This is a genomic window from Micromonospora sp. NPDC049047 (assembly GCF_040649135.1).
Classification (GTDB): domain Bacteria; phylum Actinomycetota; class Actinomycetes; order Mycobacteriales; family Micromonosporaceae; genus Micromonospora.
Window position 1 is genome coordinate 1 of the sequence record NZ_JBEZEY010000009.1, and the last position, 12,694, is coordinate 12,694.

13 protein-coding genes and 1 tRNA gene are annotated in these 12,694 nt (G+C 70.9%); 9 read left to right on the plus strand and 5 right to left on the minus strand.

Annotation, left to right across the window (positions count from 1 at the left end):
- Positions 1–154: 154 nt before the first annotated feature.
- Both AB0B86_RS16120 and AB0B86_RS16125 read left to right on the plus strand, forming a co-directional pair.
- Positions 155–853: an HAD family hydrolase gene (locus AB0B86_RS16120; RefSeq protein ID WP_357408802.1), complete on the plus strand. Its 699-nt coding sequence runs from the start codon at positions 155–157 to the stop codon at positions 851–853.
- Positions 854–950: 97 nt separating this feature from the next.
- A complete protein-coding gene (locus tag AB0B86_RS16125) occupies positions 951–2,636 on the plus strand; it encodes a S8 family serine peptidase (protein WP_357408655.1) in 1,686 nt (561 codons plus the stop codon).
- Positions 2,637–2,764: 128 nt separating this feature from the next.
- Here the strand turns inward: AB0B86_RS16125 and AB0B86_RS16130 are convergent, their stop codons facing one another.
- A complete protein-coding gene (locus AB0B86_RS16130) occupies positions 2,765–3,892 on the minus strand; it encodes a hypothetical protein (protein WP_357408657.1) in 1,128 nt (375 codons plus the stop codon).
- A gap of 281 nt (positions 3,893–4,173) precedes the next feature.
- Positions 4,174–4,794, minus strand: a complete 621-nt coding sequence (locus AB0B86_RS16135; protein WP_357408804.1) for a helix-turn-helix domain-containing protein — start codon at positions 4,792–4,794, stop codon at positions 4,174–4,176.
- A 219-nt stretch (positions 4,795–5,013) separates the two neighbouring features.
- On the opposite strand from AB0B86_RS16135, the gene cysS reads away from it, so the two are divergent.
- Together cysS and rlmB are read left to right on the plus strand one after the other, a co-directional pair.
- A complete protein-coding gene (gene cysS, locus AB0B86_RS16140; protein WP_357408658.1) occupies positions 5,014–6,429 on the plus strand; it encodes a cysteine--tRNA ligase in 1,416 nt (471 codons plus the stop codon).
- Positions 6,429–7,580: a 23S rRNA (guanosine(2251)-2'-O)-methyltransferase RlmB gene (gene rlmB / locus AB0B86_RS16145; RefSeq protein WP_357408661.1), complete on the plus strand. Its 1,152-nt coding sequence runs from the start codon at positions 6,429–6,431 to the stop codon at positions 7,578–7,580. Before cysS ends, rlmB begins: the two co-directional genes overlap by 1 nt.
- Before the next feature lie 49 nt (positions 7,581–7,629).
- Here the strand turns inward: rlmB and AB0B86_RS16150 are convergent, their stop codons facing one another.
- On the minus strand, positions 7,630–8,211 hold the full coding sequence (locus AB0B86_RS16150) for a hypothetical protein (RefSeq protein WP_357418433.1): 582 nt from the start codon (positions 8,209–8,211) through the stop codon (positions 7,630–7,632).
- Between the two features lie 167 nt (positions 8,212–8,378).
- Positions 8,379–9,470, minus strand: a complete 1,092-nt coding sequence (gene ugpC, locus AB0B86_RS16155) for a sn-glycerol-3-phosphate ABC transporter ATP-binding protein UgpC (RefSeq protein WP_357418435.1) — start codon at positions 9,468–9,470, stop codon at positions 8,379–8,381.
- Positions 9,471–9,810: 340 nt separating this feature from the next.
- Here ugpC and AB0B86_RS16160 point away from each other — a divergent pair.
- The 5 genes from AB0B86_RS16160 to AB0B86_RS16180 all read left to right on the plus strand — a co-directional run bounded on the left by AB0B86_RS16160 (position 9,811) and on the right by AB0B86_RS16180 (position 12,051).
- Positions 9,811–9,887, plus strand: a tRNA-Thr gene (locus AB0B86_RS16160).
- A gap of 188 nt (positions 9,888–10,075) precedes the next feature.
- A complete protein-coding gene (locus AB0B86_RS16165) occupies positions 10,076–10,288 on the plus strand; it encodes a hypothetical protein (RefSeq protein WP_357408666.1) in 213 nt (70 codons plus the stop codon).
- 99 nt (positions 10,289–10,387) lie between these two features.
- Positions 10,388–10,789, plus strand: coding sequence for an AraC family transcriptional regulator (locus AB0B86_RS16170; RefSeq protein WP_357408668.1), 402 nt, complete (start codon positions 10,388–10,390; stop codon positions 10,787–10,789).
- 35 nt (positions 10,790–10,824) lie between these two features.
- On the plus strand, positions 10,825–11,244 hold the full coding sequence (locus AB0B86_RS16175) for a VOC family protein (RefSeq protein WP_357408670.1): 420 nt from the start codon (positions 10,825–10,827) through the stop codon (positions 11,242–11,244).
- A gap of 162 nt (positions 11,245–11,406) precedes the next feature.
- Positions 11,407–12,051: a histidine phosphatase family protein gene (locus AB0B86_RS16180; protein ID WP_357408672.1), complete on the plus strand. Its 645-nt coding sequence runs from the start codon at positions 11,407–11,409 to the stop codon at positions 12,049–12,051.
- Here AB0B86_RS16180 and AB0B86_RS16185 read toward each other — a convergent pair.
- Entirely contained in the window at positions 12,048–12,578 is a 531-nt protein-coding gene (locus AB0B86_RS16185) for a hypothetical protein (RefSeq protein ID WP_357408674.1), read from the minus strand. The two genes, AB0B86_RS16180 and AB0B86_RS16185, sit on opposite strands and share 4 nt — an antisense overlap.
- Positions 12,579–12,694: the final 116 nt, after the last annotated feature.

Here is a 12,694-nt window from a genome sequence, read left to right on the forward strand (position 1 = left end):
TGAGAAGGGTGTTGATGTCTGTCGTCACAAACGGATCATCAACACCCTTCGCTGCGTCCGCAGCCCCGCCCTGACTTAGGACTTACTCGTCTAGGCGTGCGGGATGATCGCGCCCGATGTGGTGCTGCCGGTTGCCGGTGAGACAGTTGGCGTCGTGCTGACCGCCGTGGTGTTCGACGCCGACGAAACCCTGCTGGACCTGCGCCCGGCGGTGACCGGCGGGCTGATGGCCGTACTCGACGAGATGCGCCGACGCACCCCGGCGGCGGCCGAGGTGACCCTCGCCGAACTGGAATCGGACTGGGGTGCGGTCTTCGGTGAGCTGGCGGCCGCCCCGGTGACGGAGATCCGGCGCGCCGCACTGGCCCGGTCGCTGGCCCGCGCCGGGTTGGGCGACCACCTGGACGAGTTCGCGGCCCTCTTCTTCGCCCGCCGGTTCGCCCTCACCCGGCCGTTTCCGGACGTGCCGCCGACGCTCGCCGTGCTTCGCGACAGCTACACGCTGGGCTTCGCCACCAACGGCAACAGCCGGGCCGAACGGTGCGGGCTTCCCGGCGAGTTCGCCTTCGAGGTGTACGCGCACGAGAACGGCCTGCCCAAGAAGCCCGACCCGGAGTTCTTCGCCGCGGTGGTCGCGGCGGCGGGGGTGCCGCCCGGGCAGATCGTGTACGTCGGTGACTCCTGGGAGCACGACGTGGTGGCACCCCGGCGAGCCGGTCTGCGATCGGTGTGGCTGAACCGGGCCGGCCTGCCCCGCCCACGCGGAGTCGTACCCGACGCCGAGGTGTCCACCGTGGCGGATCTGCCATCGGTGCTGGCAGATCTTCTGCCGCGCGCGGATTCGGGCGGATGAAGCAGAGATTCGCCGCCATAACGGGCGTTCAGCTGGCGTAAAGCTGCCGGGTGTTGTGTGATGGCTGCCACGTCCCTCAACGAGAGGATCCGATGTGGTGAGCAAGCGCTTCACCGCCGGTGCTGTCGCTGGCGCGGCAGTGTTGGCATTGACGGCTGCGGGGCTGGGTGTGCCGGCCAGCGCCGCACCGAGCACCTCCCGCACCTTCACCGTCGTCGCCGAGGACGGTGTCGCCGCCGACACGGCGGTAGCCGCGATCCGGGCGGCCGGCGGCACTGTCGTGTCCCGGTCCGACGAGGTCGGCATGTACCAGGTCACCAGCGACCGGGCCGACTTCGCGGCCAAGGCGACAGCCGCTCCGACGCTGATCGGCGCCGCCGAACAGAAGGCCATCGGCCGCAAGCCCAAGCTGGACCGGGTCGAGCAGGAGCACCTGACGGCAGCCAAGGGCGCTGCTGGTGCGGCCGCTCGCAAGGGCGCCAAGCTCGACCCGCTCGACGACAAGCTCTGGGGTCTGGAGATGCTCCGGGCCGACAAGGCCCGCAAGATCGAGCCCGGCGACCGTCGGGTGACCGTCGGCGTGCTCGACACCGGCGTCGACGCCAGCAACCCGGACATCGCGCCGAACTTCAACTGGGCGCTGTCGCGTAACTTCGCACCCGACCTGATCGACGTGGACGGCCCCTGCGAGGTGCCCAGCTGCCTCGACCCGGTGGGCACCGACGACGGCGGACACGGAACCCACGTGGCCGGCACCATCGGAGCCGCAGCCAACGGGTTCGGCCTCTCCGGTGTCGCCCCGAACGTCTCGCTCGTCGAACTCAAGGGTGGCCAGGACTCCGGCTACTTCTTCCTCGAGCCGGTGGTCAACGCCCTGCTGCACGCCGGCCGGTCCGGGATCGACGTGGTCAACATGTCGTTCTACGTCGACCCGTGGCTCTACAACTGCACCGCCAACCCCGCCGACTCGCCCGAGGACCAGGCGGAGCAGCGCGCCATCATCACGGCGATGAAGCGGGCGTTGACCTTCGCCCACAACAAGGGCGTCACCCTCGTCGCCGCGCTCGGCAACGAGAACGACGACCTGGGCGCACCCCGCACCGACGTCACCAGCCCGGACTACGGCGCCGACCCGTACCCCCGGCCGATCGACAACGAGAGCTGCTGGAACCTGCCCACCGAAGGCCCGAACGTCATAGCGGTGTCGTCGGTCGGGCCGTCCGGCAAGAAGTCGGACTTCTCCAACTACGGCACCGAGCAGATCTCGGTGGCCGCCCCCGGCGGCTGGTTCCGCGACGGCTTCGGCACCGACACGTTCCGGACCGACGCCAACATGATCCTCTCCACGTACCCGAAGCACATGCTTCAGGAGGAGGGCTCGGTCGACGCCGACGGCAACATCGTCGCCGGTTTCGAGGAGTCGGTCTTCAAGCAGTGCAAGGCCAACGGCGAGTGCGGCTACTACACCTACCTCCAGGGCACCTCGATGGCGTCCCCGCACGCCGCCGGTGTCGCCGCGCTGATCGTCAGCCGGTACGGCAAGGCCCAGGGCCGGTCCGGCTTCGGCATGTCGCCGGACCTGGTCGAGCAGCACCTGTACCGCACGGCCGCCGAGCACGCCTGCCCGGAGCCGCGGTTGCAGCAGTACCGCAACGAGGGCCGCGACGAGACCTACGACGCGTACTGCGCCGGTGGGGTCAACTTCAACGGCTTCTACGGCTACGGGATCGTCGACGCCTACGCGGCGGTGAACACCCCGCTCAAGCCGAACGCCCGCCCGTAACGCACCACCGTCAGGGCCCGGTCGACACCTGTCGACCGGGCCCTGCCCGCATCCCGGCCAGGTCCGGTGCGGTGTGGGCTTGGGCCGCGTGTGCTCGGGCCCGGTCCGGTGCGGTGCGGGCTCGGTGGTCACCGTCGCCAACCTCGGCCGGCCAGCGCGGCACGTACCTCGTGGAGCACTGCCGGAAACTCGCCGTGCAGCCGTCGACTCGTCACGTGCAGCACCAACCAGCCCGCGCCGACCAGCAGGTTCAGCCTGCGGCGGTCGCGGTGCAGCTGATCTGCGTCGGAGTGCCACTGTCCGTCGTACTCGACCGCCACCCGGTATCGCGGCCACGCCAGGTCGGGGTGCAGGACCACGCCGTTGGGCAGGCGTACCGGATGTTGGGCGATGGGGCGCGGGAGCCCGCCGAGTACGAGACGCAGGCGCAGATGTGATTCAGGCGGGGACTGGGCTGCGCCGTCGGTCAGGTCGAAGAGCCATTTCGCTCGCTGCCCACCCGGTCGGTCGGCATTACGATCGGCAATGGCAGCCAGCGTGTTGCGATCGGTCAACCCCTGACCGAGCAGCGAGTCGACGATGGCGACAGCGCGGAGCGGGTCGACCCAGACGGCCGTTTCCCAGGCCGCCCGCTCGGGGGTCGAACGGGGGATCGCGCCACCAGAGTCACAGCTGAGCCCTGGGACGAGGGTCGTCATGTCACCAGATCTGGTCATCGTGCCGCCTGAACCGGTTGTCAGGTCGCCCGATCGGCTCGATGCCAGGCCGCCGGGCCTGGTCATCATGCCGTTCGGTGGTCGGCCTGCGGCAGGTGGACGCCCCGGGCCTGTCGTACCCCGTGGGGTGGGTGGACGGCGGGAGGCCGGCGAGGCTCCGGCTTGTTCCGGCGGTGCGGTGCCGAGCAGCGGCGTGATGGCGTTGACGTGCACCCGCAGGCCGCGTTGCGGGCCGATTCGAAGCGACCGGGGCACGAGGACGTGCACGTCGTCGGTGAAGGTGGCGGCGTGTTCGACACCGAGCAGGTACGCGGCTGACGGACCTCCGACCGTCACGTCGGGCGGAAGTCGGAGGAGCGCTGCGCGGCAGGCCAGAGCGTGGTCCCGGTCGAGCCGTGCGTCGGCGTAGATGTCGTGGCGCAGCCGCACCCAGGCTGCGCTGCGCAGTTGGTGCTCGGTGAGCAGGCCTTCCCGGACAGCGTCGGAGCCGCGGAAGATCTGCCAGGTCAGGGCATCAGGGCGGTGCGGACATGGCGGCATGCGAAGCAGCCTGCCGACCGCCGACCAACCGCCGAAACCCCTGTGGACAACTCGACCCGGCACGCCCGTACGACCCTGTGGACGACCGGGATTCGGCACGTGGATCGTGGTATGGCCCGTCCCCGCATCGCCGCCGTCCGAGGCCGGTCAGCGGACGCGCCTGGACGGCGATCCACTCGCGCTTTTGAAAGTCGGGCCATCATCGGCGCTGCGATGCCGCGATATCAGTGAACCCGAGTTGATCAAGACGGGCGAGCGGGGCAGGAGGGCTGGTCCCTGGGTCAACTGAGGGCGGTGGCGATGGCTGTGGCGGCGGCCTGCACCTGGGTGCCGATCGTGTCGACGTCCAGCGGGGCGAGTGCGACCACGCCGACGCTGGCCTCCAGGCCGGGCACACCGAGCACCGGCGCGGCCACCCCGTACGCGCCGGCCTGCAGCTCCCCGCTGCTGCTCACTGGTGCCGCCACCCCGGCCCGGCCGGCCAGGATGGCTCGGCCCGCCGCACCCCGGTCCAGCGGGTGTCGTGCCCCGGCCCGGTAGGCGACGTGGAACGACGTCCAGGTTGGCTCGACCACGGCCAGGGCGACGCCCTCGCCAGCCTCGACGACGGTCAGATGTGCGGTGGCGCCGGCCTGCTCGGCGAGACGGCGTAGCGCGGGCAGGGCACCCTCGGCGAGCAGCGGCTGGGCGCGTCGGGCCAGGTGCAGCAGTCCGGCACCGAGGCGGAGCCGGCCGTCGCCGTCGCGGCGGAGCATGCCGTGCCCGGTGAGCGGACCGACCAGCCGGTAGACGGCGGCCCGGCCGATGCCGAGCCGGTTGGCGGCCTCGGTGACGGTCAGGCCGCCCGAGGCGTCGGCAACCAGGTGCAGCAGCCGCAACCCCCGGTCGAGGGTCTGCGACATCTCCCCGACACGTCCCGCGACGGCATCGACAAGCCCGGCCGCGTCAGCCTGCCCGACCGCGCCCGCCGGTCCGGCGGCGTCGGTAGGTCCCGGCGCGGGGACGATGGGGGCGTCGGGGTGGGCCGGAGTGTCACCGGAACGTGCTGTCGCGTCCACGCCTGGCAGCGTACGACCCGGCACCGGCAGATCCGGACAGGCACGGACAGCTACCCTGGTACGGTGACGCTACGCCTGTACGACACCGCCACCCGATCGGTGCGGGACTTCGTCCCGCGGGAAGCCGGCAAGGTGGGGGTCTACCTGTGTGGTCTCACCCTCCAGGCCCCGCCGCACATCGGTCACCTTCGCTCCGGCGTCAACTATGACGTGCTGCGTCGCTGGCTGTTGGCCGCCGGCTACCAGGTCACCTTCATCCGCAATCTGACCGACATCGACGACAAGCTCCTGGTCAAGGCGGGCGAGCAGGGTCGGCCGTTCTGGTCGATCGCGTACGCCAACGAGGTGCTCCTCGCCGAGTCGTACCGGGCGTTGAACGTGCTGCCGCCCACCTATGAGCCGCGGGCCACCGGGCACATCCCGGAGATGCACGAGCTGATCACCAAGTTGATCGCCGACGGGCACGCGTACCCGGCCACCGACGGTTCCGGCGATGTCTACTTCGACGTGGCGTCGTGGCCGACGTACGGGGCGCTGTCGGGTCAGTCGCCGGCCGCGATGCAGTCGGCCGGGGACGCCCCCGACCGGGGCAAGCGGGACCCGCGCGACTTCGCGCTCTGGAAGGGCGCCAAACCGGACGAGCCGGCGGACGCCTACTGGCCGTCGCCGTGGGGGCTCGGCCGCCCGGGTTGGCACATCGAGTGCTCGGCGATGTGCTGGCGTTATCTCGGCCCGGAGTTCGACATCCACGGCGGCGGGCTCGATCTGACGTTCCCGCACCACGAGAACGAGATTGCCCAGTCCAGGGCCGCCGGTCTGCCGTTCGCCCGCTACTGGGTGCACCACGGGCTGCTGAGCATCGGCGGGGCCAAGATGGGCAAGTCCGCCGGCAACGCGCTCGACCTGGCGTACGTGGCCTCACTCGGGGTGCGGCCGGTCGAGTTGCGGTACTACTACGCCGCCGCGCACTACCGCTCGGTGATCGACTACTCGGAGGACTCGCTCCGCGACGCCGCTACCGCGTACCGCCGGATCGAGGGTTTCGTGCAGCGGGCGGCCGAGCGGGTCGGCATCGAGCAGCCCGGTGAGCTGCCCGACGGCTTCGTCGCGGCGATGAACGACGATCTCAACACGTCCGCAGCGCTGGCCGTGTTGCAACAGCACATTCGGGACGGCAACACCGCGCTGAGCGTCGGCGACGATGTGACCGTCCGCACCACCCTGGCCGCGGTGCGGGCGATGCTGGATATCCTCGGGGTCGACCCCCTCAGCCCGGCCTGGACCGGCGGTGGCCGCACGGACGATCTACGTGCCGTGGTGGACTCCCTGATCGCGTTGGCCCTGGAGCAGCGCGCGCAGGCCCGGGGCCGCAAGGACTGGGCCGCCGCCGACGCGGTACGGGACCAGCTCAAGCTGGCCGGTGTGGTGGTCGAGGACACCCCCCAGGGCCCCCGTTGGACTATTGGAGAGCAGGACTGATGGCCGGCAACTCGCAGCGCCGTGGCCGGCGACTGACGTCGAAGGCAGGCGCCCCCAAGGGCACCGGCGGCAAGAACAAGGACTCGCTGGCCGGGCGGGGGCGCACCCTGCCCGCCGACGAGCGGCCGTGGCACAAGGGCTACTCGGGCACCGAGAAGCTGCCCCAGCGCACCGCCTGGAAGCAGGACAAGGAGCGCCGCGCGGCGGCCGAGGAGGGGCGCGCCCCCAAGATCGGTCAGCCGGGCAGCAAGGACACCACCTGGGGTCGGGGCGGCGGTCGGGGCGTACCGGGGGGTCGGGGTGCTGCCACCGGCGGCCGGGGTGCTGCCGGCGGGCGGGGCGGCAAGCCCACCACGCGGTCCGGTCCGCGGGTCGCGCCGGGGCGCAAGTCCAACCCGAGCAAGGACACGCCGGAGCTGCTGGTCGGGCGCAACCCGGTGCTTGAGGCGCTGCGCGCCCAGGTGCCGGCGACGGCGCTCTACACCGCCCAGGGCATCGACATGGACGACCGGATCAACGAGATCATCCGGACCGCCGCCGACCGGGGCATCGCCAACCTGGAGATCAGCCGGGCCGAGCTGGACCGGATGACCGGTGGTGTGCTGCACCAGGGCGTCGGGTTGCAGGTGCCGCCCTTCGCGTACCAGCCGTTCGAGGACATGGTCGCCGCAGCGCTGGAGCAGCAGGCTCCGCTGCTTGTCGCGCTGGACGGTGTCACCGACCCGCGCAACCTGGGTGCCGTGATCCGGTCGGCTGCCGCGTTCGGCGCGCAGGGTGTCTTCGTACCCGAGCGGCGGGCCGCCGGAATCACCGCGACCGCCTGGCGGACCAGTGCCGGCGCGGCCGCGCGGGTCCCCGTGGCGCAGGTGACCAACCTGACCCGGTCGCTGAAGGCGTGCCGGGACGCCGGCTTCATGGTGGTCGGCCTGGACGCCGACGGTGACACCGACCTGTACGACCTGGAGGCCGCCGTTGGTCCCCTCGTGGTCGTGGTGGGGTCCGAGGGACGTGGCCTGTCCCGGCTCGTCGGGGAGACCTGCGACCTGACCGTCAGCATTCCGATGATCTCCGAGGTGGAGTCGCTGAACGCCAGTGTGGCCGCCGCGGTCGCCCTGGCCGAGGTCGCCCGCCGGCGCTCGGTCGAGCTGTAACGACGTCACACGAGGCCCCTTCCCGCCGGTGCGGGAGGGGGCCTCGTCGTCAGATCTGGTGGGTCCAGGCGACGAAGAGCAGCGCACCGGCCAGCGCCATCAGCAGGGTGGTCGGGAGCAGCCAGAGCGGGCTCCGCTCCCCGTCGAGACGGCGGGTCAGCCGCTGGTGCACGGCGGCGATCCCCATCAACGCGGCCAGCCCGGCGGCAGACAGCGGCAGGCCGACGAGGAAGTGCGCAAGCCACGCGCCGGCCCGGCTCGGGCCACCCCAGGAATTGTCGTACGGGCCGCTGTCGACGATGCCGTACAGCACACCGCGCAGCACCATCAGCAGTTCGACGCCGAGCGGCAACAGTGCCACGAAGCCGAGCAGCAGGCTGAGCAGACCGTGACCGAGCACCGCGACCGGGCCGGGTCGCCGGTCGGGCGCGGCGGTCGGGGGCGCGCCGAGCAGCCCGGTACGCAGAGCCCGCCACCGCGCGGCGGCGGCACCGGCCCCACCCCACGGCACGGTCGCCAGCGCGAGCAGGGCGACCGGCACCAGCGTCGCGCAGTACGCGAGGCTGCGGCCGGCCAACCGCGCCAGCTGGTAGGACCGGGATCGGTTTGTCAGGTGCGCGGTGGCGGCCACTGTGTCTCCTCGGGTGGGTGTGCCGCGAGGCTATGGGCGCGGCCCGCCCTGCCGACTCACCCCGGGGAGCCACATCCGCGCTGGCTCCGTGGGGGGAGCAGCCACCGCCGGTACGACGACAGGGGCGGCCCGCCGAAGCGGACCGCCCCTGTCGTTGTGGCGTTACGTCAGATCCGGCTGCCGGTGGCGGCGTGGAAGACGTGGCTGCGGCCGGTACGCGGCTTGACGAAGACGGTGTCACCCATGTTCGGCATGCTGCGCCGGTCGGTGCGGACGACGAAGCGCTCCGAGCTGCCACCGAGCGCGGCGTGGCCGTAGACGTTGGCGTCCGAGCCGAGGTCCTCGACCAGCTCGACAACGACCGGCATGCCACCCTCGGTCGGGCTGACCAGGTCGCAGTCCTCCGGGCGGAAGCCCACAGTCACCTTGCCGTTGCCACCCTCGGCGCGGGCCGCCGCGACCTGCTCCCGGGTCAGCGGGATGTTCAGCTCGGCGAACTCGGCGCCCTGCTCGTTGAGCGAGACAGTCTTGATGTTCATGGCCGGGGAGCCCATGAAGCCGGCGACGAAGACGTTCGACGGGGTGTCGTAGAGCGCGCGGGGGGTGTCCACCTGCTGGAGGACACCATCGAGCAGCACGGCCACGCGGTGACCCATGGTCATGGCCTCGACCTGGTCGTGCGTGACGTAGACGGTGGTGACGCCCAGCTTGGCCTGCAGCGACGCGATCTGGGTACGGGTCTGCACCCGCAGCTTGGCGTCGAGGTTCGACAGCGGCTCGTCCATGAGGAAGACCTGCGGCTCGCGGACGATCGCCCGGCCCATCGCGACCCGCTGACGCTGACCACCGGAGAGCGCCTTCGGCTTACGGCTGAGGTACTCCTCCAGCTGGAGCAGCCCGGCCGCTTCCTTGACCCGCCGGTCGATCTCCGACTTGGAGGTCTTACGCAGCTTGAGGGCGAACGCCATGTTCTCGTACACCGTCATGTGCGGGTAGAGGGCGTAGTTCTGGAAGACCATCGCGATGTCGCGGGCCTTCGGGGGGAGGTGGGTGACGTCGCGCTGGTCGATGTAGATCGAGCCCGCGTCCACGTCCTCCAGGCCGGCGAGCATCCGCAGGCTCGTGGACTTGCCGCAACCGGAGGGGCCGACCAGGACGAGAAACTCGCCGTCGCCGATCTCGAGGTTGAGCTCGTTGACGGCGGGACGCTCCTGGCCCGGGTATACCCGGGACGCCTTGGAGTAGGTGACCGTAGCCATGGTGAAGCGCTTCCTTTCACCGGCAGGAACGTGCCGGACGATCCGAGTGAAGGAGCAACCGGCGCGTATCCGTGCCGGTCAGCGGACGGCGGCTCGGGCGCGAGGGCGCCCGGCTGTCGTCCGTGTCAGTGAACCGTAAACGGGTTTGCTCCTGCTGCCAAGGCGAGGCAGCGCCTGACCTGACCCACGGCCTACACATTCCGGGCACTCGGGCACGGTCAGCCATCAATCGACGCCGTCAGCAACCCGTACGCGTCGGGTTGTTGACGTTTCCAAAGCTCGGGGGGCCTCGCGAGAGGGATATCCGGATGTCACTCGCTATGCTGACCTCGACGCACGCGCCCCTGTAGCTCAGCTGGCCAGAGCACTCGCCTTGTAAGCGAGATGTCGCCGGTTCGATCCCGGCCGGGGGCTCCAATTGCACAAGGCGTTTCCACCGACTCGGCGACGAGTCGACCGTTGACAGCAACGGCACTCGCGAGGACTTCCCGCCGAGTGCCCGACACCTCGCGTCGAGGTTGGCGTGAGCCTGCACCACAAGCAAGGTGGTCAGCGGCAGAGGACGCGCCGGCGGTGACGCAACACACTCCGCGTAGTCTCGGCGCGTGCTCGATGCATGGGGGCTGACTCTTACCACGGACATCGCGCGGCAGGTAAGGCATTGGCGGGCCGAAGGTTACACCTGGCGTGCCATCGCTGCGGGCGCCGACGACGCGTGGGGCACCGACTCGCGCGGCAACCAACTTTTCGGGCAGGACCTGTGCCTGGAGAGTGCGCGGCTGCTCGGCGAGGATCCGAACGCCGAGCCCTGGAACTGAACCGGTGGCGCAGCCGGCCGAAGCTGAGCGACGTGTCGCCCGCCGGCGCGACGGATAGCCTGGGGCCCTGGCAGCGGAAACGGAACGGGACGGGGGCCGATGAGCCGCGCGGTGGAGGAGTCGAACCGGGCGATGCTGCGTGCCCGGGACGCGATGGACCGGGCGTACGCCGAGCCGCTTGACATCCCCGCGCTGGCCCGGATCGCGCTCGTCTCCGAGGCGCACTTCATCCGCACCTTCCGGGCCACGTTCGGGGAGACCCCGCACCGTTACCTGCAACGCCGTCGGGTGGAGCGGGCGATGACCCTGCTGGTGGAGACCGGGCGGGACGTGACGGACATCTGCTACGCCGTCGGCTTCAGCAGCCTGGGTACGTTCAGTCGGACGTTCCGCCAGATCGTCGGCGAGTCGCCCTCGGATTTCCGGCGGCAGCGCGTCGCGCCGGTGAACGTGCCGTCGTGCTTCACCAAGGCCTGGACCCGACCCAGCAGTTTTGGATAAGCAGCAGGTCACAGTCCACCTCTACGGTTGTCGGTATGACGATGAACGCGATCAGCCGCTCCCAGATCTACGTCCTCGACCAGGACGAGGCGCTCGATTTCTACGTGAACAAGCTCGGCATGGAGGTCAACACCGACCAGGATCTCGGCTTCATGCGGTGGCTGACGGTCAACCTGCCCGGCGACCCGGAGCGGGAGATCCTGCTGGAGAAGCCGGGCGCACCGGCGCTCGACCCGGCCACCGCCGAGCAGGTCCGTGAGCTGCTCACCAAGGGCGCCCTGGGTGGCTACCTCTTCATGACGACCGACGACGCCCACAAGACGCACGAGGAGTTGGTGGCGAAGGGCGTCGAGATCACCGACGAGCCGACCGAGCGCCCGTACGGCATCGACTTCGGCATCCGGGACCCGTTCGGCAACAAGATCCGCATCGGCCAGATGTTCCCGCGGGCGTAGGGGGCGGGCGATGACCCAGGCTGTGTCTATTCCCCTGGTCCGGGCGGCGGCTGTCGGCCGGGACCGGGCACCGCTGATCGGCGGGGTCGACTGAGCTGACGTGTACGGGACCGGGAGGCAGGGGGTCGCGACCATGCCTCCCGGCGTGTTGAGGTGTCTGCCATGGTGACCCGACTGCTGTATCTGACCCGACACGCCGAGCAGGACCTGAGCGAGCTGAACGGCTCAACCGCCGAGGAGCCCGACACCGGCCTGTCCGAGCGCGGCCGGCAGCAGGCCATCCTGCTCGGTGAGCGCCTGCGCGGCCGCCGTTTCGCCGCCGTGCATCACGGGCCGCTGCGCCGGGCCGCGCAGACCGCCGAGCTGATCGCCAAGTCGCTGCCCGAGGTTCCGGTGTACGAGACGGAGCTGGCGGGAGACCACCTTCCACACGACACCGACCCGACCGATCTGCCGCCCGCGTACGCGAAATTCCTGGCCCGGTTCTCGGCGGCCCAGCGGGTCGACGGGCCGCAGGTGACAGCGGCGGCCGTGCGGCGCTTCGCCGGTCCGGCCACCGAGGCGACAGCCGGTGACGAGCCGGTCCGCGAGCTGGTCGTGACGCACACCTTCCTGATCGGCTGGCTGGTGCGGCACGCCCTCGACGCGCCGGAGCAGCGGTGGCTGGGCTTGAACTCGCACAACGCGGGCTTGACCGTGATCCGCTACAGCCCCTCCGGCCCGCCGAACCTGATCGCCGTCAACGACGTCGCCCACCTCCCGGCGGAGTTGCGGGGCACCGGCCTGCCCCCGGACTACCTGGTCTAGGCGCCGGTTGCCCGCAGCAGCAGCTTGACCAGGGCCTGCGTGGCCGGCGGCGGGGGCGACTCGGTGGGACAGTCGACGTAGCCGGATTCGATCGCGCCGACGGTGACCCGGTAGTGGAACACGTCCGCACAGCCGGTCGGGCTGCTCGTCTGCCGTGCCTCGGCGGCGAGCCGGGGGTCGGCGGCCAGAGCCGTCAGGCTGCCCAGATCGGCGGGGCTGAGCCGACCGGTACGCCGGCTGCCTGCCCGGTCCACAGCGCTCCACCGACCGTCCGGCTCGACGGTCACGACGTCGCCACGGCCCGCGAAGCCGCCCGAACTCCGCAGCGTCACCTGGGAGGCTGCGGCACTCGCGGCCGTGGGGGTGGAGCCGGGCGTTGAGGTGCCGGCGGTCGGGACGGTGGCCGTCGGGGCGGGGGTGTTCGGAGGAGGATCTCCGGCGGTGCCGGGCAGGTCGGTGCTGGTGCAGCCGGCCAGCAGGCCGACCAGTAGCGCGGCGGTGACGCCGGTTGTCGAGGCGCGTCTCATCCACGTGAGACGCGTGATTCGAAGCATTGGTTCCCTTGTCAAGGGCCTCATCCGAACGGCCATTGTCGATGTCTGGGAGGCGATCGGGTCTTCCCCTCTGGTGCAGACATCGCTAT